Source organism: Clostridium felsineum DSM 794 (genome assembly GCF_002006355.2).
Classification (GTDB): Bacteria; Bacillota; Clostridia; order Clostridiales; family Clostridiaceae; genus Clostridium_S; species Clostridium_S felsineum.
In genome coordinates, this window is the sequence record NZ_CP096980.1 from 594,153 (window position 1) to 619,199 (window position 25,047).

A 25,047-nucleotide genomic window follows, 5' to 3' on the forward strand; every position below is an offset into this window, starting at 1 on the left:
AGTTATAAATAAGATTAAGATGTATGTATTAGGACATAATAGTTTAGAAAAATCAAAATGAGGTGATTTAGATGGAAAAGGATTTTTATCAAGTAGTAAAACAAAGAAGAAGTATTTATGGAATAAGTAAAGAAAGTACAATTTCTGATGATAGAATAAAAGAAATAATAGAACTCTTAGTTCAAGAAACACCATCATCTTTTAACTCCCAAAGTTCAAGAGTTGTTATTTTATTTGGGCAAAAACATGATAAACTTTGGGATATTACAAAAGAAGTTCTTAAAAAAATAGTACCAGAAAACAGCTTTAGTACTACAGAAGAAAAAATAAATTCATTTAAAAGTGGATATGGAACAATACTATATTTTGAAGATCAAAATATAGTAAAGGGTCTTCAAGAACAATTTCCATTATACAAAAGTAATTTTCCTATTTGGTCTGAGCAATCATCAGGGATGCTTCAAATAAATGTGTGGAACGCACTCTCCTTAGAAGGACTCGGAGCTACCCTTCAGCATTATAATCCACTTATTGATGATGCAGTAAAAGAAGAATGGAATATACCTAGCAGTTGGAAGCTTATAGCTGAAATGCCCTTTGGAAAGCCTACAGCGGCTCCAGGAGATAAAGAATATGTACCAGTAGAAGGAAAAGTTAAAATTTTTAAATAAGGGATCAAAGAAACAGGACTAATAATCCTGTTTCTTTTGTTATAATAACAATTTATTTAAAAATACATATTATGTATAAGGTGCAGCCAATATTAAAATTTTGGAAGTGGTTATATTGAAGCAAGAAAGTTTAATTAAAAAGATAGAAAATAAAACAGCCGTTGTGGGTGTAGTAGGATTAGGATATGTTGGACTTCCACTTGCTGTTCAAAGTGCAGTTAAAGGATACAAAGTTATAGGCTTTGAGGTTAATAATAAAAAAGTAAACAAGATAAATAATGGTGAAAATTATATAAAAGATATTTTAAATGATGTTTTAAAGGATATGGTTTTAAGTGGAAGACTTAAGGCAACTTCAAATTTTCAATTTATAAAAAATGTTGATATTGTTTTAATATGTGTACCAACACCTTTAGATAAATATCAACAGCCAGATATAAGCTATGTAAAAAATTCGGTTGAAGTTATAGGAAAATATCTGCATAAAAATATGATGGTGATACTTGAAAGTACAACCTATCCGGGTACTACAGAAGAACTTATACTACCAATATTAGAAAAAGAAGCTTCATTAAAGTGTGAGGAGGATTTTTATTTGGCCTTCTCACCTGAGAGAGTTGATCCAGGTAATATAAAGTATAAGACTGAAAATGTACCTAAGGTGGTAGGTGGTATACAAAAGAAAAGCACAAAATTAGCAGCAGAATTTTATAAAAATATATTAGAAGTAAATGTGCATGAAGTTTCAAGTCCCAAGGTTGCAGAAATGGAAAAAATACTTGAAAACACGTACAGAAACATTAATATAGGACTTATAAATGAGATGGCCATTATATGTAATAAGATGAATATAAATGTTTGGGAAGTTATAGAAGCTGCCAAAACTAAGCCATATGGATTTCAGGCTTTTTATCCAGGACCAGGACTTGGGGGACACTGTATACCGCTTGATCCATATTATTTAACCTGGAAAGCTAGAGAATATAATTATCATACTCGCTTTATAGAGATTTCTGGAGAAATAAATAATTATATGAGCAAGTATATTGTAGAGAGAATAGCGGCCATATTAAACAGATTTAATAAACCATTAAGAGATTCGAAAATATTAGTTCTAGGAATAGCTTATAAAAAGGATATAGATGATTATAGAGAAAGTCCGGCTATTAGAATAATAGAAAATTTAAAATTACAAGGGGCAGAAGTGTCTTTTTATGATCCATATATATCAGTTTATAAATATAAAGGTAAAGAATATTATGGTTTAGATATTACTAAAGAAAAGTTAGGAGACTATGATTTAGTAGTTATAACCACAGAGCATAGTAAATACGATTATGATTTTATACAGAAAAATTCTAATTTTATCTTCGATGTGAGAAATGCCACAAAAGACCTAAAGGATAGGGATAATATAGAGCTTTTATAAAATAATCACTAAATTAATGTACTTCCATATAATATAAATGTAGCTTAGTATTTATAAACAAGCCCAAAATAAAATGATATTCGATTAAAACTTATGCATAACCATGTATAAGTTCGATTTTTAAATGTATTTTTGTATAAAAAATGAGGAGTGAGAAACGTTGGCAAATAATATAGTATTTCAAGATGCAGCAAGCCAGTTAAAGTCATCGATATTTGGATTTGATGGTACTAATTATCAACCAGTAAAAGTAGATACTTCAGGAGAATTATTAACAAAGGTTGGAACAATTAATAGGGTAGGCACAGTTAATAAAGTAGCGTTAGTAGGGACAATAAGTGTATTAGACACAGTAAACAAAGTAACAACAGTAGGAGCAGTAGCCACAGTAACAAAGGTAACAGGAGTAGGAGCAGTAGCTACAGTAAGTAAGCTAGGAATTTTAGGGACATTAAATAAAATAGGAACTGTAAGTGTATTAGACACAGTAAACAAAGTAACAACAGTAGGAGCGGTAGCGACAGTAACAAAGGTAACAGGAGTAGGAGCAGTAGCCACAGTAAGTAAGTTAGGAATTTTAGGGACATTAAACAAAATAGGAACAATAAGTATATTAGACACAGTAAACAAAGTAACAACAGTGGGAGCAGTAGCTACAGTAAGTAAGCTGGGGATTTTAGGGACATTAAGTAAAGTAGGAACAGTAAGTGTATTAGACACAGTAAACAAAGTAACAACAGTAGGAGCAGTAGCAACAGTAACAAAGGTAGCAGGAGTAGGAGCAGTAGCTACAGTAAGTAAGCTAGGAATTCTAGGGACATTAAGCAAAGTAGGGACAGTAAGTGTATTAGATACAGTTAATAAAGTAACAACAGTAGGAGCAGTAGCTACAGTAACGAAGATAGCAGGTGTAGGAACAATAACTAAACTTGGAGTAGTTGGAACAATAACAGGGGATGTTAACAGCAAAATAATTGGAAGTGGAGTATATTCAACAGTTCAAAATATAGCAGTTTCAAATACAGCAACCTATACTAAATTTGTTGATATCTCTCAATATTCATCTACAGGATGGTATATCAAGAAAATATCAAATGTTACTGCAACCTTGACTGCAAGAATATCTGTTGTTCCAAGTACACTTAGCAGAGATCAATATCCTCCTTATTTGGATGTTGAAATAGGAACTATAACCTCAGATATAACAAAGCCAGTGGTTTTAGATAAATCCAAGTATCAAAAGTATGCTGCAGTTAATTTGGTCTCAAGCAGTACAACAATTCCAACAGTACAAGTTGTATTTAACGCTAAAAACTAATTTATGACAGATATTATTTAATTTAAATCTTAAGATGACAAGCCCAAGTGATATAAAATTTAGGTTTGTCATCTATTTATGTTATGGAGTGATTTTATGAAAAATGAAATAAGTCTGTGTATGATAGTAAAGAATGAAGGGAAATACTTATTTCAATGTTTAGATAGTGTTAAGGATCTTGTAGATGAGATGATCATAGTAGACACAGGATCTACTGATAATACAGTTGAAATAGCTAAAAAGTTTGGAGCTGATATTCATTATTTTAAATGGAATAACAGTTTTAGTGATGCTAGGAATGAATCTCTAAAATATGTTACCAAGGATTGGATACTTGTAATGGATGGTGATGACGAATTCTCTAAAGAAGATAAAGAAAGATTTAAGGAACTCGTTAGTAGCAACTTAAAAGAAAATTGTCTATATTATTTTGAAACTTTAAGTTATTGTGGTGAATTTATAGACAGCAATAATATAAGTGTTAATTTAAATCCAAGATTATTTAAAAATAATTATGGGTATAGGTATGAGGGAATTGTTCATAATCAGTTAGTTAATACTGAAAATGTAATAGAAAGTGTAGTGTACAATATAAGAATATATCATTATGGATACTTAAATGCGGTTTCGAAAGAAAAGGATAAAAGAGGAAGAAATATACCACTTTTAAAGAAGCAGCTTGAAAAGGATCCACAAGATAGGTTTGCACATTTTAATATTGGAAATGAATATTATGTTATAGGTGATTTTAAAAAAGCATTAGAACATTACAATAAAGCATATGAAGCTTTTAATCCATCCTCCGGTTTTGGATTTGTTCTTATGACAAGATTAATACTTACTAATTACACTCTTGGTGAATATGATAAAGCAATTGAGTTTGCTAATATTGGGAGCAAGTACTATCCAAGAGCTACAGATATATATTTTTTAAAGGCTTTTGCATATGAAGATACTAATAGACTTACACTTGCAATAAAAGAATTAAAAACCTGTCTTGAAATTGGAGAGCCACCTTCAAATTTGAAGCTATATTATGGGAGTTGGAGTTTTAAAGCTTCATATGAAATAGCTAAAATATATTTAACTTTAAAGGATTATGATGAGGCATATAATTATTGTATTAAAACTATAAATAGCAAAAGCGATTTTGTAGAGCCTGTATATATTATAGGACATATACTAAAAGAAAAGAACGTGCCTATAGAGGAGTTTAAAAATAAAATTGAAGGACTATTTTCTGATTATCCAACAGCATATTTTTTTATAGCTAATATTTTTTATAATGAAGGATATTTTAATGAGGCACTTGAATATGCCGAAAAATGTGAAAATAGTGGATTTAGTAGTGAGCAGATATTAGATATAAAACTTAAAGTTATGATGAAAACTGGTAAATTCAAAGAGTGTATAGAAGCTAATTATTTTACAGAGGATAGTATTCTGTATTTTAATTCTCATATGTATAAAGTTTTAAGCTATGTGCTAGAAGAAAAACTCGAAACTGCAAAAAATGAATTAAATCTTTTTGAGGGAAAAGAGCTTAAAGAATACGATAAAAAAGAGTTTCAAGTATATACTCAATTTGTAAAGTTATTCATGAATAAAGAAACAGAGATTATTTCAGAGGACAAGAAAGATACAGCGTATACTGATTTTATATTTGATATTTGTGAAATATTGCTTGTAAATAAGTTATTTGATCAATTTGAAAAGGCACTAAATTTATTTAATCTAATAAGTGATGAAAGTGTACTTTTAAGGCTTTCCAAATTATATTATAAATATGGTTTTAAAAGTCTGGCAAAAAAAGAAGCGTTAAGGTCAATAAAGGAATTTGAGTTATTTGACAATGAAATTTTAGATATATTGAGGTGATAAAATGCCTCTATCTTATTATGATAAGGGAGTTATATACAAAAGAACAAATTTTATGGGAAAAGCTATTAAGTGTTTTGAAAAATCTGTTAAGTTGGAAGCGGAAATTGCAGATAAAGCGCTTTTAGAATTAACTAAAGTATATATGAATTTCAAGGATTATGATGAAGCATATAGGTGTATAGAAAATGCAGTAAGAATCAAACCTAATTATATCAATTATTATTTTATGATTCACGTATTAAATCTTAAAAAGGTACTAATAGACGATATTTTAAAAATAGCATATGAAACTAAAGTAGACCAATTAATGTTAGTAGACATATTTTATATTGAGGGCAATTACGAAATTGTCCTCAACCTTATAGATGAAAGCTTAAAGAAAAATAGAACTTCATATAGTATTGAACTTTTAAAGATAAAAAGCCTATTGAAGTCTAAAAGATATGTTAAGTGTGAGGATTATATAGATAGCTTTCCACAAAACTATTTGTACTCTTTTAAAATCAAGATGTATAAGGCTCTTTGTTGTATGTTATTAAAAGATTATAGTTTAGCCTTTAGAACATTAGATGGATATGATTATAAAAAGCTTAGTATTTATAATAGAAAAAAATTAGAGGCATATATAAATTTTTATAATGCTATCAATAAAATTAAAGATGAAAGTATATATGGAAATGATAAAGATTATGTATCATCAATTTTTGAAATATTAGATATATTACTTCAAGTTAAAGAACTCATATATTTTAATAAAATGAGACAGTTTGCAATAGAAATTAATTATAAAGAAATAAGCTTACAATTAGCAGAATTATATTTAGTACATGGATATATATCAGAGGCTAAAGAAGAGGTAGTAAGATATCTAAAAAATGAAGGAGAAGTTAGTGCTAAAGTTATAAAAATTCTAGGAAAATTAATATAAAAGCTACTTTAAAAAAGTTTGATTTTAAAGTAGCTTTTGTATTTTTTTACAGCATATTCAATTATAATATGTATAGGGGTGATTATGATGTCAATAGAATTTAATAAAGATAAAAAAATATTTCATCTTAAAGCAAAAGGGTTAAGTTATGTAATTGGTGTGTTTCAAAATGGAAAATTAGGAAACATATATTTTGGCAAAAGGATTAAAGAACTTAACTATGATATGGAAGAGAGTTTAAATTTAAGTGCTGAAAATATTCCACTAGATGTAATGAAAAACGAATACCCAGAATATGGAACAGGGGATTTTAGAAAGCCTGCTTATCAGGTTGAAGCTGAAAATGGAACAGCTATAAGTAATTTAGAATATGTTTCACATAAAATATATAAAGGTAAGCCTGAGCTCAAGGGGCTTCCAGCTGTTTATGTCGAGGAGGATAGCGAGGCAGATACGCTAGAAGTAGTGTTAGAAGATTCTATTTTAAAATTAAAAGTAAGTCTTCTATATACAGTTTTTAGAGATCATAATGTTATAACTCGTTCGGTTAGGTTTATAAATAACGGGGAGCAAAATATAAAGCTTCTGAAGGCAATGAGTATGAACATAGATTTTGATAATGCGGATTATGATATGCTTCAGCTTTCAGGGGCATGGTGTAGAGAAAGAAGTGTATTAAAAAGATCCCTTGTCCAGGGAAGTCAAGTAGTGGAAAGTAGTAGAGGAGTAAGTAGCCATCAACAAAATCCGTTTATAGCACTTATGAGTAAAAATTGTGATGAAGAGAATGGAGAAGTATACGGCTTTAGTTTTGTCTATAGTGGTAATTTTTTAGCAGAGGTAGAGGTGGATCAGCATTTTAAAGCTAGAGTTTCTATTGGTATAAATCCATTTACTTTTTCGTGGTTGCTAGAGAAAAATGAGAGTCTTACTTTGCCTGAAGTAGTTATTGTGTATTCAGAAAAAGGTCTTGGAGATATGTCAAGAACTTATCATCGATTATATAGAAAAAGATTGTGTAGAGGAGTATATAGAGATAAAGAAAGACCAGTTTTAGTAAATAATTGGGAAGCAACTTATTTTGATTTTACCGAAGAAAAAATAAAGAACATAGCACAGGAAGCTGGAAAACTAGGATTAGAACTTTTTGTACTTGATGACGGTTGGTTTAAAAAGAGGAATGCCGATAATTCTTCTCTGGGAGATTGGATTGAGGACAAAAGAAAATTACCAAGTGGACTTAATTCATTAGCTAAAAGTATAAATAAAATGGGAGTATATTTTGGTTTATGGGTTGAACCTGAAATGATTTCTGAAGACAGCGATTTATATAGGCAGCACCCTGATTACTGCATGCATGTTCCAAACAGAAAGCGTTCAGCTGGAAGATATGAAAGAAATCAACTGGTACTTGATTTATCAAGAGAAGACGTGTGTGTACATGTATTTAGGATGATTTCCAAGGTGCTTAAAAGTGCACCAATTGCATATGTGAAATGGGATATGAATAGGTCTATAACTGAACTTGGATCTGAAAAGCTTCCAATAGAGAGACAAAGAGAAGTTGCACACAGATATGTACTTGGACTTTATAGAGTTATGTATGAGCTCACAAAGGAATTTCCAGATGTATTGTTTGAAAGTTGCTCATCAGGTGGAGCAAGGTTTGATCCTGGTATGCTCTTTTATATGCCACAAACATGGACAAGCGATTGTACAGATGCTATTGAAAGATTGAAAATTCAGTATGGAACTAGTATAGTATATCCAGCAATTACAATGGGAGCTCATGTATCTGCTTGTCCTAATCATCAGGTTGGAAGAATAGAAGATTTGATGACAAGAGGAAATGCGGCTATGTCTGGAAATTTTGGATATGAGCTTGATCTTACTAAACTTACGGAAGAAGAAAAGAAGGAAGTTAAAAATCAAGTGGATAAGTACAAGAACATAAGAAACCTAATTCAGTTTGGGGATTTTTACAGAATTTTAAGTCCATTCGATAAACCCGAAGCTTCATGGATATTTGTTAATGAGGATAAAACTGAGGCTATATTCTTTTATTTTAATGTTCTTTTAAAACCTAATATAGTTGAAAGAAGAGTTAGATTTAAGGGACTTAACGAAAATTTAAGCTATAGAATAAAAGAACTTAATGCAGTTTTTAGTGGAGAGGAACTCATGTATCGAGGAATTATTATTCCAAAGTTTAAAAAGGATTTTGAAAGTTTAATGTATAGACTAAAATCAGAAAAAAATTAAACTTAAGGTAGTACATTTTCTATTGTATATGAATACTATATATCAGGATGAAAAATATCCTAACTTAGAGTGTAAGGAGAAGATATACAAATGGAAAATAATCAAGGAACTTCATGCCCAAGTACGTTTTGCAGTGCATCAGTCTTAAAAGCTCATACACTTGAGCAAGCAGAGAACTGGCCTATACAGCCAGGACAATATAAAGTACCTGTAGTTCTTTCTGAATTCGTTATTCAGGTAGATGTAGAAGCTAAAGTTAAATTAAATGAACTTGCATATGAGATAAAAAGAATAGAAAAACAAGTGTTCCTTACTGAATGTAGATATGTTGGAGGAACTGATAAAGTATTCATTGAAGGGTATATAAGAAAAAATATAGAGTATGCTTCAAAACACTGTACTACAAAATCAGGTATAGGCGGTGTTATCAATGATACTACAGTTCATATTCCATTTAGATGTGTTACAAGAGTGGAATTTAATGGAGCTCGCCCTAGAGTGTTTCCTAATCCACAGGCAGACGTAGCTAGATATTTTGATCAAAAGAGAATGGGAAAAAATATAAGGGAAGCTGATAGAGCAAGCTATGAAATATTTAATGAGCCAGTATATTGTGAACTTGAATGGTCTGAAATATATGACGCAGATATTGATGATAGAGGATGTTCAATAGATCATTTCTTAAATGAAGAAGAATTCCAAGAATTTACTGATAAATCAGTTGTGTATATTGCAATAAAATTGCTTCAAAAACAACAAGTAGGTCATAAACATCATGATTTTCCTGGTGAAAGAATAGAAGAAGGGTTCCAAAAGGAAGAATCTCAAAAGTGTGAAACTAAAGAAATACCTGCATACAAAGGAAGAAAACCATGGAATGGAGTAATTGACAAATACAAATATAGGAAATAATGGATGGGAGGGTCAGTTATAGGCTGATCCTCTTTTAAACAATATTGGAGAGTGAAATAGCATGCATAAACATAAAAAACACCATCATCATAAGCATGAAGTTGAAAAAGAAAGTATCAAAAAAATTATAAAAAAAGAAAAGGAAGAGGAACTAAAAGAAGAAAGGCTTGGAGATGATAAGGAAGAAAATGTTTCTGCAAAAATGCTTAAAGAATGTAAAAGTGATTTGGTTAAGTTTAGTATAAAGGCGGGGTTTATACCAGTACGTATGCCAGTTATAATAACTGAGGTTGTAGTAAATACAGATATAGAAAACGTTATTAAACTAGAGGGACCAATTATTAATATAGATAGCGTGAAAAGGAGGATAAAGCTTCAGGACTGTAGACTAATTGCTGAAGCAAATAAGCTTTTTTTAAGTGGTATAGTAATAAAAAGTATTCAGTATTCTAGAAGAAAATTAGGAGGTAATGCTTCCATAAGTGGTGAAGTTAGAAACATAACAATCAATATTCCATTTAAATGTGTTACAAGAGTAAAGTATATAGTTAAGCCTATTATTAGTGATAGGAATAGAAATTTGAAGATAGTAGATAGGAACAAGGATACCACACTTATGGAGAGTTATAGAGAAGAAGAAAAAGTATATTGTGAATTAGTTAGTGCTAAATTCCAAGAATTAAATATAGCAGAGAAGGATGGAGTAGAAAAGTTTAAAAGAATAAAGCAAAAAATGGTAATGCACTTAACCTTAAGGCTTGTTCAGAATCAAACTTTGTTTGTATTGAAAGGAACATAGGGGAGGGAAGGATACTTATGTTAAATATTGATTTTAAAAACTAAATACCTTATTATATATATATTCTTTTATAAGAATTAGGAGATAATAGTATGGATAAAGATGAATTGCTTCAGATATTTAACGAAAGTATTTCTGGAAAAAATGAGGCTAAAGGTAAGAGGGTATTTGAAAATGATTTGGTTTCTTCTGTAGATATTGAAAATGAAGAAAATATTATATATATAAAAGGTAATGTTATATCGGAGAGTCTTTTTAGTCAATATAATACGGAAATACAAATGGATGCAGATAGTACACAGATATTAAGTACTTATTGTAGTTGTTCTGACTATGAAAATAACGAAACTAAATGGAATTATTGCTGCAAGCATTTGATAGCGACATTTTACAGTTCTGTAGATGAGTTATCTAAAAATGATTTGTTAAATAAGGCTAATAAACGTAAACTTAATAAGCTTTTAGGTATTAAAGATACTTTAGATATTTTACTTGGTAATGATGATTCAAAAGAAGAGTTAAAGATAGAAGTATACATAAATAAGGATAAATGGGACAATAGAATTTATTTTGAGCTTAAGATAGGTCTTAAATCTATGAATTCAAATAATTTATATGTACTAAAGGATATAAATACTTTCTTATTAGGCATATATCAAAACATTCCCGTACCATATGGTAAAAAACTTACACTGGATATGAAAAAGCAAAAATTGAGTGTTAAAGATAAGAAACTTGTGGATTTTATACAGATGATAATTAATATAGATAAGCCATTTTCATATAACAGAAAGGTCAAAAAATCTTTTATTGATGGTAAGTATGTATATGTGCCAGATTATCTTGTAAGAGAGTTTTTTCAGGTTATTAAGGAACATAGAGTATACCTAAATGAAGGCTTTGAGCTTAATTGTGATATAGAGATAATAGAAGATAAGCCACCTATAGAAATTAGTCTTAAGGATAGTTCTAAGGGTGATTATATTTTAAGTGTTATGTCTGGCATGCCAATATCCTTAAGTTCAAAAAATAATGTGTTTTTATACGGGTTAGGAGTTTATATTCCTGATTATGAATACTGTGAGAAGATAGGTCCATACTTTGAGGTATTTAATAGTTCTGAGAAGGTTAGTTTATCAGGGGAAAAAGAAGAGATTATTTTAAGAAAACTAGTTCCTAATTTAAAGAGCTTATCTAATAATGTATCTTTATCAGAGGAGATAAATAACAAAATTGTTATAGCTAAATGTGAGTTTAAATTTTATTTTGATAATGAGGATGGGAATACTATACTTACAGTTAAGGTTAAATATGGTGCTTTTGAATTTAACATATTTGAAAACTTCCATGAAAAGGTTATTTATAGAGATGAAAAGAGGGAAGTAGAAGTTATAGAAACATTGAGGGCACTTAGGTTTGAAAGAATTAAGGATAAATTTCTTCTTGGTTTCGGAGATGATTATGCCTTTACGTTTTTTAAAACAGAAATAGGTAGGCTTCAGAGGATTGGTGAGGTTTTCTATTCTGAAAATTTCAAAGGGATAAAACATATTAGTGGTAAAGGTCTAAGTGGACACATAAAAACAGGTAAGTATAATTATTTTGAAATGAAGTTTAAAATAGAAGATTTACCGCCAGGAGAAACAGTAGCAATACTTAGAGCCTTTCGAGAAAATCTTAAATATTTCAAACTTAAAGATGGAGAATTCATTGATTTAGAAGAGCTTCAACTTAAAAATTTCTTGAAGCTTATAGATTCCGTTTCACCTAAAAAACTCAAAGAGAATATTATTGAATTACCAAAAAGTAAGAGTATTTATGTAGATGAATATTTAGAGGAGAACGGAATCAGATATATTAAAGGACAAGATGAACTAAAAAAGATAAGAGATAAATTTAAAAAAGAAAAAAGTTTGGTTTTTGAAAAACCTGATAATTTAAATGGAACTTTAAGGGAATATCAAAGGCAAGGATATAACTGGCTTAAAACTTTAGATTACTTTGGTTTTGGGGGTATACTGGGAGATGAAATGGGACTTGGAAAAACCTTTCAGGTAATTGCCTTTTTACTATCAAATACAAACAAGAAAACTTTAATAATAGTTCCAACCTCTCTTGTATATAATTGGATACAAGAATTTGAAAAGTTTGCACCAAGTATGAAGGTGGCTGCAGCTATTGGAGCAAGGAAAGAAAGAGAATTAATAATAAAGAATATAGATAAGTGTGAAGTCATAATAACAACTTATAACTTATTAAAGAGAGATTTAGCTTCATATGTAAAGCTTAAATTTGATTATTGTATACTAGATGAGGCTCAAAACATAAAAAATCCTCATTCTCAAAATGCCATAAGCGTAAAGAAGATAAATTCAGGAAATAGATTTGCACTTTCAGGAACACCTATGGAGAACTCTGTTATGGAGCTTTGGTCTATATTTGATTTTATAATGCCAGGATACCTTTATGATGAGAATAGGTTTAGTGTAAGGTATTACAAGAAACTTAAGGAAGAGCCAGCGGTGATAGAAGATCTTAATAGGCTTATTAGGCCATTTATTTTAAGAAGAAAGAAAAAGGAAGTAGCACTTGAGCTTCCAGATAAAATAGAAAAAATAGTTACAGTGGACATGGAAAGTAAACAAAAAAAGGTTTATAGCACTTATGCAAAATATGCAGTGAGCCTAATTGAAAAAAGGGTTGAATATGATGAATTTAAGAAAAGTAAAATTGAAATACTTTCATATATAACGCGACTTAGACAAATTTGTCTTGATCCATCCGTTGTAATGGAGGATTATACTGGAAACAGTGCTAAAATAGAAGCTCTTATAGAGGTTTTAAATCACAGCATAGATGAAGGACATAAAATATTAGTGTTTTCACAATTTACCTCTGTACTGAAAAATATAGCCGAAAGATTTAAGACAGAAGGAATAAAATATAGCTATTTAGATGGAGCAGTAAGTTCTAAAAATAGAATAAATATAGTAAAGGAATTTAATGAAGGAAGTAATTCTGTATTTTTAATAAGCTTAAAGGCAGGAGGTACCGGTCTTAACTTAACCTCAGCGGATGTAGTAGTTCATTTTGATCCATGGTGGAATCCGGCAGTAGAGGAGCAGGCTTCAGATAGAGCACATAGAATTGGACAGCAAAATGTAGTTGAGGTTATAAAGCTTGTAGCAAGGGGAACCATTGAAGAAAAGATCATAAAACTGCAAAAAGAAAAAAAGAAGCTTGTAGATAGTCTTCTTTCAGAGGAACTTTCTACAAGTGAGATTTTTTCTGGATTAAGTGAAGAGGAAATACTTCATTTATTTAAATAAAACCTATTCAAGTATAGGTTTAGAGACAATACCGGGTCTTCTTACAATACATTTAACATTAATTTTAACTTTCACATGAGGATATATTTTATCCCAATTATTTTCGATAGTTTTCCAATATTTAGGCTTTTTTGCGTATATTTCATCACCTAAACCAAATATATCAGTTTTCAAGCTATTTTGTGAGGCGGCTAAAGTAGAGCTGACCTCTCTTTTTATAGCGTCACTTTCAAATGCAGCTAGTTTATTCATTTGCTTATAGTGTTTCATTAAATTAATATTATCATTAGTTTCAGATATTAAGCTTTCTTCTTTTATATTTATTTCCATGGTTAAATCATTACCGTTAATAATAGGCTTAATATTTGATTCTGAGTTTAGTATATCAAATACAACCATTTTTCCGTTTGGAAGAGACACTCGAACAGAACCGTTTATAATCTTTCCATTGACCCACTGTAGGCCTCTTGTTTCAGAGGCATCTAAATATCCGACTAACTTATTCTTTTTAAAAACTCCAGCTCCATACAAATCAAATCTGTTGGAGAACTTTTGGTCAGGTCTGAGATTTATAAGTCCAATTGAGGCAGCATGAGATTTATTCGTTATTTGTTCTATGAAATCTAGTCTTGAATATGAAATTGAATAGCCAGTATCACGCTGCTGCATAGACATACTTCTCAATTTTTCAGCAGGTATACCTTGATCAGGAGTATAGGTAGATACAATATCTTTAGCAGTGCCTTTTGTTACAAATAGTAGACCATCAGGTCGTATATTATAGTGTCTAAAAAGTTTATCCATCATGTCACTTAGTCCATGTTTTGCTAATCTTTCACCAACTACCACCATTCTACTATGGGAAAAGAACAAAGGTTTTCCGGAAATGATAGAAGCATTATTAAAGGCTTCTGTTATAGTATAACCCTCACTAGTGAATATATTTATGCTGGTGCTTTGGGTCTTGTTGCCGCCATTGGATTTTGGGGAGCCCTGAGTATTTAATACTTGAACTGTATATAAATATCTGCCATCTTCACTTAAATCTATACCACTGCAAAGCACTAAGGATAATTCATTTAATTGAGTCTTTATTCTAGCACATCCTGATAATGGTACAATGCATAATATTAAAAAAAGAGAAATTATCTTTTTCATTACTTATTCTCCTTTAGCAATTTTTTTAAGTTAAATAAAATTATAGTTATAAAAGGTAAAACAATTGTAAGTGGAGCATTTAAATATTTAAGGAAAATATCCATATGCCTATGTATATGCTGTGGAAAATTTGATGCCATAGCTCTTGACATAATCAAAATCAATATGGAAATTGGAATTGAAAGCCATTTTGAGTTCTTTATTTTAAATAGCTCAGCAGTACCCCTAACAGCACCATAACAAAAAACACTTACCTTAACAAAACTTAAAATAACTACAATTACAATAGCAAATATATCAAGTCTATCAAAATATTCACTGATTTTTAAAATACGAAGGGTTTGCAAAAAAGGAAATAGGGCTAAAGTCGAAAATTTAACTCCAAGAACTAATAGAAATAGAATAGTACTTAGAGAAATAAGAATACCTTGTAGTATAACTGAAAATAAAGCATACTTTTTTACGCTTTTCTCATTAGATACAAGAGGAAATAGCATTGCGGATATTATGTTCTCACCAAAAGGAAAGGCTATTACAGGAAGACTATTTTTTATAACAGGAATAGGTCCATTCTCAAGTATTGGAAGTAGGTGTTTTAAATGAATATGATTTGGTGGAAGCATAAAAAATATCCATTCAAGGGTAAAAAATATTATCCAAAAGAATAAAAATACATACATTAAGCGCGCTATATTTTCTATTCCTAAATAAACACCATACCAGCATACAAACATCAAAATCATAGCAGTAAAAAAGATTGGTATTTTAGGCATAGAAGCAGTAATTATTAAAACGGTTAAATTTCTTAAAACTCTTGAGGCTGTATAAACGAAAAAAGTCAAGTAAAAAAAACTGAAAATACTACCTAAAAATTTTCCCCATATTTTAGGCATATATTGAATTATAGAGTCGTCTGTATTCTGTTCCCATAAATATACATATGTGTATTCAATTATAAGAGCTGGGATTATATAAATAAGTATTCCTATCCAAGCATTTTGCTCCGCCTCTGGATTTAGAAAAAATATTATGGAACTGCCAAGTACACATAGGACAATTAATGAAAACATTTGTTTTCCACATATCTTCTTTTCCATTTTTCTTCAACTCTTTCCTTAGTGAGATTTCCTTAGCCTATCAATGGCTTTTTTTATATCTTTTAAAGTTACATTAACATAGTCTCTAGTTTGCCTTTTGGTAGAGTTTTTGTCAGAAACCTTTGGAGAACGTTTTAGCTTTGCCCATATAGGTCTTTTAAAAAGAATATCAAGAAAATCATTTTTACTAGCAGGGGCTATAGGCATTACATATGGAACTCCAAAGGAGCGTATTGAAATTAATTTTAAGGATAAAACAATATAGGCGCAGGTTAATCCAAATAATCCTAGAGAGGCTCCCAAAATTGTGAATATAAATCTAGGCAAGGTTAAAGCATTGTGCATTTCGTTATTTGGAACAGCAAAGGAAGCAATATAAGTAATGGCAGCAACAATAATAACAGGTGTACTTATAAGCCCAGCCTCAACAGCAGATTGCCCTATAATTAGTGCACCAATAATACTAATAGATTGACCTACAGCCCTAGGCATTCTAATTCCAGCTTCTATCATTATCTGATATACAACCAAAAGAACAAAAACCTCAGTTGAGGTAGGGTAAGGCACAGAGGAATGAGATTGTATAAAGGTTATAAGAAGCGGTGTCTGTATTAATTCTTGATGAAAAGTAGTTATAGCAACATATAAACCTGGTAACACTATGGATATAAATATGGATATATACCTAATCCATCTATTAATAGTTGCAGGAATAAAATTTATAAAAAAATCTTCAGTATTTTCAAGAAATTCAAAAAATGTTGCAGGTGCAGTACAAACTATTGGTGTACCATCAGCAAGTATAGCAATACGTCCTTCGAAAATTTTTGAAGCTGCAGAATCTGGCCTTTCTGTTGAATACATAGTAGGAAAAGCAGAAAAAGGTTCATCTTGTATATATTCTTTTATATAATTCATACCGTCTATGGAGTCTGTGTCTATTTTACCTATTCTTTCTCTAATTTCTTGTACTATCTTAGGATTAGCTACATCAGATAAATAGGCGATAGTTACAGTTGTCTTAGAACTCTTACCTAATGTAAATTCTTCTGATTTAAAACTAGTGCTTCTAATTTTTTTTCTTAAAAGGGCTACGTTTGTAGTTATGGATTCAGTAAAACCTTCTCTAGGACCCCTAATTGTAGTTTCAACATTAGGTTCAGTTATAGATCTTTCAGGGGGCTTTCCAATGTTTATAATAATTGCTTTGTTTGAACCATCCATAAATAAGGCGATACTTCCTTTTAAAACGGCAATTATAACATCATTCATATGCTTATATATATTTTTGTCATCAACAGCAAAGTTGGATTTAGAATACTCAAATATATGTTCATAGGATAGTTTATTAGTAGGCTCTTTAGTAAGTCTTTCTACTACAGAGGACTCTATTACGTCAGATTCAATAAGATTTTCTATGTAAACAATCATTGCAGGAAAATGTGGATTATTAGCTATTTTAAATTCTCTAATTGCTATATCTGAGCAATTAGAGAAGGACTGTTCTATATGTTTTCTATTTGATTTAAGATTATTTGAAATTTTTTCTATAGTTTCTTTAGATTTTTTTTCAGTATTATCATTAAAGAATTTATTAAACAATGAAAATTTATGCCTCCTTATTTTCTATGTTCTAATAGTTTGTGCTGCATTTCATGGATTATTCATAATACAGATAAAGATAACCACTTGTGCTTAAGTAATAAAATGGTAAAATATAAGTAGATAAATCATAAATCTGTTACTTGGAGGTAATAAGCTATGTTAAGTTTTGATTATTCAATACCAACTAAAATTTTTTTTGGAAAAGGGAAAATAGATGTATTAGGAAAAGAGATTAAAAAGTACGGTTCAAAGGTACTTATAGTTTATGGTGGAGGAAGTATAAAGAGAAATGGTATATATGATAGAACTGCAAGTATATTAAAAGAGAATAATATCGACTTTTATGAACTTTCAGGAGTAGAACCAAATCCTAGAATAACAACAGTTAAAAAGGGAATTGATATTTGTAAGGAAAAGAATATAGAATTAGTATTAGCAATAGGTGGAGGAAGTACTATAGACTGTGCAAAAGTAATTGCAGCAGGAGTTAATTATGATGGTGATCCATGGGATATAGTTAAAAATCCTTCAAAAATAGAGAAAGTACTTCCAGTTGCAAGTATACTTACTCTTGCAGCAACAGGTTCTGAAATGGATCAAATTGCAGTAATATCCAATATGGATACAAATGAAAAAATTGGAGTTGGACATGAAGATATGCGACCTAAATTTTCAGTGCTTGATCCTACATATACCTTTACAGTACCTGAAAATCAAACAGCAGCAGGAACAGCAGATATAATGAGTCATACTTTTGAATCATATTTTAGTGGTGTAGAAGGTGCATATCTTCAGGATGGTATAGCTGAAGCAATTTTAAGAACTTGCATAAAGTATGGTAAAATTGCAATGGAAAAGCCAAATGATTATGAGGCAAGGGCCAATTTAATGTGGGCATCTAGTCTTGCTATAAATGGCTTATTATCACTAGGAAAAGATAGAAAATGGTGTTGTCACCCAATAGAACATGAGTTAAGCGCATACTATGATATAACACATGGAGTAGGGCTTGCGATTTTGACACCTAATTGGATGGAGTATATTTTAAACGATGATACACTTCATAAATTTGTTGATTATGGCGTAAATGTGTGGGGAATAGATAGGAAAAAGGACTCATATGAAATAGCAAGAGAAGCTATTAAAAATACTAGAAAATATTTTGAGTCTTTAGGAATCCCTTCAAAACTAAGAGAAGTTGGCATTGGAGAAGAAAAATTAGAATTAATGGCTAACAGGGCTGTTAGAAATTCTGGTGGAACAATAGGAAGTTTAAGACCTATAGATGCTGAAGATGTTCTTAATATATTAAAGAAATCTTATTAAGAGCATGTGAGAGAAGTAGCAATAAGTTGTTGCTTCTCTATTTTAATATAACGCTTAATTTTATACCAAGCTAAAGAATAAAAATTACTACGTTATGTAAGAGGTATTGTAGCATTAATTTTTATAATAAATAATAAAGTTATTTGAAAATGCACAGTATAAGAGTGCTAAAGGTATATAGAAGGGGGAGCTAAATAAATGAAATTTGGAATAAATAGCTTTGAAATTGAAACAGCAGATACAGTTATAATTCCTGTAATGAAAAATAAAGTATTTGAATTAGATGGATTTGAAAACACAATAAAATATATATTTCATACTAAAAAGTTTAAAGGAGAAGGAGGTGAAATATTTACATTCACCTCCTCAGATAATGACAAATATAAAAACATAATATTTGTTGGAATTGGATCCGCAAAAGAAATATCAGGTGAAAAAATAAGAAATGCATTTGCTAGATCAATAAAGAAATGTAGAGAATTTTTATCTGAAAAGGTGTATGTAAGTACTACAAATATTGAAGGATTTAAGTATACTGAAGAAATAAATGCTATTGTAGAGGGAATTGAATTTGGAGATTATAAATTTGATAAATACAAAAGCGATAAGAAACCACAGAATAATATAGAAATTTGTATAGGAAATGTTCCTACAGATAGGGTAAAGGAAGCAGAAAGAGAATTAAATGAATCAATAACTTTAGTCGAAGCAACTCTGCTTGCAAGAAACCTTGTAAATGAACCAGCTAATGTTATGACACCTGAAGCCCTTTCAAAAGCAGCAGGTGATGCTGGAAAAGAATACGGTTTTGAGGTAGAAGTATTTGACAAGGATAAAATTAAAGAACTTAACATGAAAGCTTTTTTATCTGTAGTTGCAGGTTCAGAAAAACCACCAAAGCTTATTGTAATGAGATATTTTGGTGATAAAGAGAGTAGTGACACTCTTGGTCTTGTTGGAAAGGGACTTACTTATGATTCAGGTGGATATTCTATAAAAACAAATGAAGGTATGCTCACAATGAAATCTGATATGGGCGGTGGTGCAGCAGTTATAGGAGCAATTAGTGCAATAGCTAAAAGAAAGCTAAAGGTAAATGTTGTATCAGTAATTGCAGCTGGTGAAAATCTCATATCCCCAGCAGCTTATAAACCTGGTGATATAATTGGCTCTATGGCCGGAAAAACAATAGAAGTTATAAATACTGATGCAGAAGGAAGGCTTACACTTGCTGATGCTGTTTATTATGCGATTTTAAGGGAAAAAGTAACTAAGGTTGTTGATATTGCAACGCTTACAGGAGCAGCTTTATCCGCACTGGGAATAACTACTACAGCCGTTGTAACTAATAATAAGGAATTCTATAAAAAACTAGAGGAGGCTTCATATAAATCAGGAGAAAGAGTTTGGAGACTTCCAGAATTTGATGAATACAAGAAATTGATAAAATCTGATATAGCAGATCTTAAAAATGTAGGTGGAAAGTTTGCAGGAACAATAACTGCAGGATTGTTTATAGGAGAATTTATAGAAGAAAAGCCATGGCTTCATCTTGATATAGCAGGTACAGCCTGGAGGGATAACGAGGATGGATACTTCTCAAAGGGTGGAACAGGAGCAGGTGTTAGAATTCTATATTATTTAGCTCAAAATGGATATTAATGTATCAAAGAAAGATTATAATTTCTAAAATGGAGAAGAATCTTAAGGTTCTTCTTTATTTTATTTATAATAATTTATTAAAAAATAATGTTAATATTTTGTAACAAATGAATAAAAACCTAAATAAGGTTATTGTAATAATTTTAAGGAAGTTTAAAATATAATTATATACAAATATAAACATAAACAGGAGGGTTTAAAGTGGTTGATTTCGAATATTCAATACCAACTAAGATTTTTTTTGGCAAGGACAAGATTAATGTACTCGGAAGAGAGGTAAAAAAATATGGCTCCAAGGTGCTTATAGTTTATGGTGGAGGAAGCATAAAGAGAAATGGAATATATGATAAAGCCATAAGCATACTTAAAGAAAATGGTATTAGTTATTATGAACTTCCAGGAGTAGAACCAAATCCTAGGATAACAACAGTAAAAAAAGGAATTGATATATGTAAAGAAAACGGAGTAGAATTGGTACTAGCTATAGGTGGAGGAAGTGCAATAGATTGTGCAAAAGTTGTGGCAGCAGGCTGTGATTATGAAGGAGATCCATGGGATATAGTACTTGATGGTTCAAAAATAAAAAAGGTACTTCCAATTGCAAGTATTCTTACCCTTGCAGCAACAGGTTCTGAAATGGACTCATGGGCAGTAATAAATAATATGGAAACAAACGAGAAGCTTATAGCGGCTCACCCTGATATGGCACCTACATTCTCAATACTTGACCCAACATATACTTTTACAGTGCCTAAAAACCAAACAGCAGCAGGAACAGCAGATATTATGAGTCATGTTTTTGAAGTGTATTTTAGTAATACAAAAACTGCATATTTGCAGGATAGAATGGCAGAGGCAGTTTTAAGAACATGTATAAAATACGGTAAAATAGCATTGGAACATCCGTCAGATTATGAAGCAAGGGCTAATTTAATGTGGGCTTCAAGTCTTGCTATAAATGGACTTTTAACATATGGTAAAGACACAAATTGGAGTGTACACCTTATGGAACATGAGCTGAGTGCATTCTATGATATAACACATGGAGTTGGACTTGCAATTTTAACACCTAATTGGATGGAGTACATTTTAAATAATGATACAGTATATAAGTTTGTTGAATATGGTGTAAATGTATGGGGAATAGACAAAGAAAAAAATCACTATGATATAGCACATGAAGCAATAGAAAAAACTAGAGATTATTTCGTTAATGCATTAGGTATACCAGCTAGATTAAAAGAGGTTGGTATTGGAGAGGACAAACTTGATATAATGGCAAAAGAATCTGTAAAGCTTACAGGTGGAACTGTAGGAAATTTAAGACCTGTAAATGCAAATGAAATATTAGAGATATTTAAAAAATCATTATAATAAAAAAACTTCCTCTATTGATTTAGAATAGAGGAAGTTTATAATAATATGCTATTTTGAAGCGTTTTGTTCAGCTAAATATTCTTCAAGAGTGATGCTTTTATTCATAATTTCTTGTGATGCAGGAAGACCTACATACCTTATATGCCATGGTTCAAAGTTGTATTTTGTTATGTTTTCTTTATCCTTTGGATATCTTATTATAAAACCATATTTTCCACAGTTTTGTAGAAGCCATTTATAAGAGTTGGTATTCATAAATCCATCGTCTAAAGAGGTGTACTCTGTTGATAATAAATCCATAGCGAGTCCAGTTTGATGTTCACTTGTACCAGGTTCAGCTACATACTTGTCAGCTTCAGCTTTTCCGTCCTTTTCAACCTTTTCGTCATATAGTTTTTTTTGATATTCATAAGGTCTGTAACCAGAGACCGCGAGGAGGGTAAAACCATCCTTAGAGGCACCGGCAAACATATTTTCAAGTGCTGTTGCAGCTTCATTTTCCATTTGTCTCACGTTAGGATCTGAACTATTCATAAACTTAACATTAGGAACCCTCAAATTTTGAGGTGTGTAATTTCCGGATAATTTACTTTGCTTATTAACAAGTAAAATATTTTGCTGCTTTATTTCGGTTTTTGAAGTTTCCTTTTTCTGCTTCTTATTAGTAGAGATTTTATTTTTATTTTGGTTAATTGCAATTTTTTTTGATTGATTATTTGTGTATATAAACAAAGATGAAAATATAGCTGTAATAATAATAATCGTCACTAAAAATTTTTTCATATTTCAAAAGCTCCCTTCAATGCATTTAAAGAAAGTTAATATATTAAGAATGTGTTGGATTTTTCATTTTTAGAAAATTTTCAATATTTATTTTTTCATAAATAAAACACCTAATATAAGTATAGGGTGTTAAGCTTTAAATTATTAAATTTACTCTTTAACATTATAAACAAAATAAATCAATTAGTCAACAAAACTTACAAAAAATCCTATATAATATATTTTATTGTACAGAAGTTAAAATTATTGTCACATTGACATAAAATATAGCTGTATGATATATTGAAAAAAATTAAAGGTTTTCTGCATTACAGAATACATAGATTTTGAAAAAATGATATATGTGGTTAAGAGGTGTTTGATTTTGAGAAGACAATACATAAATTATCCTTCAGATGTACCAGTTTTAATATCTTATTCAAATTTAATTAATTATCCAATACATTGGCATAATTCCATTGAAATACTATATGTTCTTAAGGGTAACTTTAAAGTAACAATAGATTCTGATAGTTATGAGCTTATTGAAAATGATATTGAAATAGTTAATATAGATGAGGCACACAGTATTCATAGTAAGGATAAGGATAATAGAATACTTATGTTTCACATTGACCCAGCTTTTTTAAAGAAATATTTTAACGATATTGAAAATATGTTTTTTTACACAAATATAAAGGATGATAATGCCCAAATGGGAGAGGAATATGATATTCTTAGAAAATACTTATCTAGAATAATATGTGAGTTTGTTCAAAGACAAGAGGACTATGATAAGCAAATAGAGGATATACTTGTTAACATATTATATCATTTAATAAATAATTTCCACTTCCTTACTTCTGAAAGAGAAGAACTTAGGGAGAAAGAAGAACAGTTAGAAAGATACCATAGAATTACAAAGTATATATATAATAATTATAATGATAATATCACCCTTCAGGATATAGCTAAAAAGGAGTTTTTAAGTACTCATTATTTATCACATGAAATAAAAGATACAACAGGCTACAGTTTTACGGATTTACTTAATTTAACTAGAGTTGATGAAGCATTAAAGCTTCTTTTGGATACAGATAAAACTATAACTGAAATTTCTCAAGAGGTTGGCTTTTCTCATGTAAGATATCTTAATAAGCATTTTAAAATTCAATTTAGTTGCTCTCCTAATCAATATAGAAAAAAGTATAAAGTAGATGAAGAACATTTTGAAACATTAAAAAAAATTAAAACCTTTAAGCTTAAAGAAAGCATGGAGAAAATAAACAGTTATCTTGAGGATTACGATAGATTTAATTATGAGGATTTAATAGATAAAATATACATAAATATGTCAGAAGATTTAGGTGAATTTAACAAGGAATTTAAGGAAGTCATTGATATAGGAGATGCATTTGAACTACTAATAGAAGATAATAGAGATATACTCCAAATGATACAAAACGAAATTGGGTTCAAGTATGTAAGGCTTTTAAATGTTATAGGAATAGATATGGGGATATTCCCAGGGTCTGAATTCTGTAACTGGAATAGGTCAAGTGATGTTTTTGAATTCTTAGAGAATATGGGAATTGGTGCTGTTATAGTGTTAGATGATAGAGAATTTAAAAAGAATGAGTATATAAAAGCATTAAAGTCCCTTATAAATTATTTTAAAGAAGTAGATACAGTTGATATAAATTCATTTAAATTTCAGTTTGAAGCATCAATGAAAGACAGTACAAAAGAAGAAATAATAGAATTACTAGATGGCTATAATCTTACTGTAATGGAAGATTTATTTTGCTATAATGACAGTATAAATTATATATACGATACAGCTTATATGCTCCCGTTTATAATTCATAAAAATGTTAATAGTAATGAAAAGATTATCCACTTTTTAAGAGCATTTGATGTGCTTGATAAGCAGGTTAAGCTTACCAATGAGGTGTTCTTTGGATATCCTGGACTAGTAAATGATAAAGGAATAAAGAAACCGTCATATTATGCATATTACTTAATGAATAAATTAGGTGATACTTTAGTATGTAGTGGTGATGGATATATAGTAACTAAAAGTGAAGGTGAATATGAGATTCTTCTATATAGTTATTATGAAGGAATAGATACACTAGACGTATTTAATGATTTTGCTAAATTTAAGGGCAGAAAGAATATTACTGAAAAGAAAATTTCATTAAATATAGTAAATATACCATCGTCTGTAAAAATAACGATGTATGAAATAAATGAAAGTGTTGGTTCTTCATATAATTACTGGCTTGACATGGGTAAGCCAAGAAGATTAAATAAAGAGGAAAAGGAAATTCTTCACAAGGCAGCTTTTCCAAGAATATATTTTAAAAATATGAGAAAAAGTACAATAGTTAATATAAGAACTGCACTTAGAGGGTATGGAGCTGTTCTTATTTTAATAAAAGAGGTATAAAATTGGTTTAATCTGTGATTAGTGTGGTAAGTGAATTTTTAAGATATAACATATTGGTACATTTATGTGAGCATTTTAG

General features: G+C 30.1%; 17 protein-coding genes. 13 read left to right on the plus strand and 4 right to left on the minus strand.

Features of this window, described 5'->3' with window-relative positions:
- The first annotated feature begins 71 nt into the window (after positions 1-71).
- The 9 genes from CLFE_RS02835 to CLFE_RS02875 all read left to right on the plus strand — a co-directional run bounded on the left by CLFE_RS02835 (position 72) and on the right by CLFE_RS02875 (position 13,529).
- The gene (locus tag CLFE_RS02835) at positions 72-671 is read left to right on the plus strand and encodes a nitroreductase family protein (RefSeq protein WP_077893326.1); all 600 of its coding nucleotides are present in this window, start codon (positions 72-74) and stop codon (positions 669-671) included.
- A gap of 112 nt (positions 672-783) precedes the next feature.
- Positions 784-2,100 (plus strand): nucleotide sugar dehydrogenase, encoded by a 1,317-nt coding sequence (locus CLFE_RS02840; protein WP_207651380.1) that lies wholly within the window; start codon positions 784-786, stop codon positions 2,098-2,100.
- Between the two features lie 160 nt (positions 2,101-2,260).
- A complete protein-coding gene (locus tag CLFE_RS02845) occupies positions 2,261-3,418 on the plus strand; it encodes a hypothetical protein (protein ID WP_077893328.1) in 1,158 nt (385 codons plus the stop codon).
- Between the two features lie 96 nt (positions 3,419-3,514).
- Positions 3,515-5,296, plus strand: coding sequence for a tetratricopeptide repeat-containing glycosyltransferase family 2 protein (locus CLFE_RS02850; protein WP_077893329.1), 1,782 nt, complete (start codon positions 3,515-3,517; stop codon positions 5,294-5,296).
- A gap of 55 nt (positions 5,297-5,351) precedes the next feature.
- Positions 5,352-6,227, plus strand: a complete 876-nt coding sequence (locus CLFE_RS02855; RefSeq protein WP_250944718.1) for a tetratricopeptide repeat protein — start codon at positions 5,352-5,354, stop codon at positions 6,225-6,227.
- 87 nt (positions 6,228-6,314) lie between these two features.
- A complete protein-coding gene (locus CLFE_RS02860; protein WP_077893331.1) occupies positions 6,315-8,489 on the plus strand; it encodes an alpha-galactosidase in 2,175 nt (724 codons plus the stop codon).
- A gap of 90 nt (positions 8,490-8,579) precedes the next feature.
- A complete protein-coding gene (locus tag CLFE_RS02865) occupies positions 8,580-9,401 on the plus strand; it encodes a CsxC family protein (protein WP_077835163.1) in 822 nt (273 codons plus the stop codon).
- Positions 9,402-9,462: 61 nt separating this feature from the next.
- Positions 9,463-10,200 carry a hypothetical protein gene (locus tag CLFE_RS02870; RefSeq protein ID WP_077853200.1) on the plus strand — a complete coding sequence of 246 codons (738 nt, stop codon included), beginning with the start codon at positions 9,463-9,465 and terminating at the stop codon, positions 10,198-10,200.
- A 92-nt stretch (positions 10,201-10,292) separates the two neighbouring features.
- Positions 10,293-13,529 carry a DEAD/DEAH box helicase gene (locus CLFE_RS02875; protein WP_077893332.1) on the plus strand — a complete coding sequence of 1,079 codons (3,237 nt, stop codon included), beginning with the start codon at positions 10,293-10,295 and terminating at the stop codon, positions 13,527-13,529.
- Positions 13,530-13,532: 3 nt separating this feature from the next.
- Here the strand turns inward: CLFE_RS02875 and CLFE_RS02880 are convergent, their stop codons facing one another.
- The 3 genes from CLFE_RS02880 to CLFE_RS02890 are packed head-to-tail and all read right to left on the minus strand — an operon-like array spanning position 13,533 to position 17,386.
- A complete protein-coding gene (locus CLFE_RS02880) occupies positions 13,533-14,687 on the minus strand; it encodes a Ger(x)C family spore germination protein (RefSeq protein ID WP_077893333.1) in 1,155 nt (384 codons plus the stop codon).
- Entirely contained in the window at positions 14,687-15,784 is a 1,098-nt protein-coding gene (locus tag CLFE_RS02885) for a GerAB/ArcD/ProY family transporter (protein WP_077893334.1), read from the minus strand. Before CLFE_RS02885 ends, CLFE_RS02880 begins: the two co-directional genes overlap by 1 nt.
- Before the next feature lie 18 nt (positions 15,785-15,802).
- Complete coding sequence (locus tag CLFE_RS02890; protein WP_077893335.1) at positions 15,803-17,386, minus strand: spore germination protein; 1,584 nt, start codon at positions 17,384-17,386, stop codon at positions 15,803-15,805.
- Between the two features lie 159 nt (positions 17,387-17,545).
- Between CLFE_RS02890 and CLFE_RS02895 the strand changes: the two genes are divergently transcribed.
- The 3 genes from CLFE_RS02895 to bdhB all read left to right on the plus strand — a co-directional run bounded on the left by CLFE_RS02895 (position 17,546) and on the right by bdhB (position 21,751).
- Positions 17,546-18,715 (plus strand): iron-containing alcohol dehydrogenase, encoded by a 1,170-nt coding sequence (locus CLFE_RS02895; RefSeq protein WP_077893336.1) that lies wholly within the window; start codon positions 17,546-17,548, stop codon positions 18,713-18,715.
- A 198-nt stretch (positions 18,716-18,913) separates the two neighbouring features.
- Positions 18,914-20,377 (plus strand): leucyl aminopeptidase, encoded by a 1,464-nt coding sequence (locus tag CLFE_RS02900; RefSeq protein ID WP_077893337.1) that lies wholly within the window; start codon positions 18,914-18,916, stop codon positions 20,375-20,377.
- A gap of 201 nt (positions 20,378-20,578) precedes the next feature.
- Positions 20,579-21,751, plus strand: coding sequence for an NADH-dependent butanol dehydrogenase BdhB (gene bdhB, locus CLFE_RS02905; RefSeq protein ID WP_077835170.1), 1,173 nt, complete (start codon positions 20,579-20,581; stop codon positions 21,749-21,751).
- 51 nt (positions 21,752-21,802) lie between these two features.
- Here bdhB and CLFE_RS02910 read toward each other — a convergent pair whose 3' ends face one another.
- Positions 21,803-22,537 (minus strand): M15 family metallopeptidase, encoded by a 735-nt coding sequence (locus CLFE_RS02910; RefSeq protein WP_077893338.1) that lies wholly within the window; start codon positions 22,535-22,537, stop codon positions 21,803-21,805.
- Positions 22,538-22,901: 364 nt separating this feature from the next.
- Between CLFE_RS02910 and CLFE_RS02915 the strand changes: the two genes are divergently transcribed.
- Entirely contained in the window at positions 22,902-24,968 is a 2,067-nt protein-coding gene (locus CLFE_RS02915) for a helix-turn-helix domain-containing protein (RefSeq protein WP_077893339.1), read from the plus strand.
- Positions 24,969-25,047: the final 79 nt, after the last annotated feature.

Coding starts and splice junctions, on each gene's coding strand:
- CLFE_RS02875 (WP_077893332.1), top strand. CDS start 10,293: ATGGATAAAGATGAATTGCTTCAGATATTTAACGAAAGTATTTCTGGA.
- CLFE_RS02860 (WP_077893331.1), top strand. CDS start 6,315: ATGTCAATAGAATTTAATAAAGATAAAAAAATATTTCATCTTAAAGCA.
- CLFE_RS02865 (WP_077835163.1), top strand. CDS start 8,580: ATGGAAAATAATCAAGGAACTTCATGCCCAAGTACGTTTTGCAGTGCA.
- CLFE_RS02910 (WP_077893338.1), bottom strand. CDS start 22,537: ATGAAAAAATTTTTAGTGACGATTATTATTATTACAGCTATATTTTCA.
- CLFE_RS02885 (WP_077893334.1), bottom strand. CDS start 15,784: ATGGAAAAGAAGATATGTGGAAAACAAATGTTTTCATTAATTGTCCTA.
- CLFE_RS02895 (WP_077893336.1), top strand. CDS start 17,546: ATGTTAAGTTTTGATTATTCAATACCAACTAAAATTTTTTTTGGAAAA.
- CLFE_RS02870 (WP_077853200.1), top strand. CDS start 9,463: ATGCATAAACATAAAAAACACCATCATCATAAGCATGAAGTTGAAAAA.
- CLFE_RS02850 (WP_077893329.1), top strand. CDS start 3,515: ATGAAAAATGAAATAAGTCTGTGTATGATAGTAAAGAATGAAGGGAAA.
- CLFE_RS02855 (WP_250944718.1), top strand. CDS start 5,352: ATGGGAAAAGCTATTAAGTGTTTTGAAAAATCTGTTAAGTTGGAAGCG.
- CLFE_RS02835 (WP_077893326.1), top strand. CDS start 72: ATGGAAAAGGATTTTTATCAAGTAGTAAAACAAAGAAGAAGTATTTAT.
- CLFE_RS02880 (WP_077893333.1), bottom strand. CDS start 14,687: ATGAAAAAGATAATTTCTCTTTTTTTAATATTATGCATTGTACCATTA.
- CLFE_RS02900 (WP_077893337.1), top strand. CDS start 18,914: ATGAAATTTGGAATAAATAGCTTTGAAATTGAAACAGCAGATACAGTT.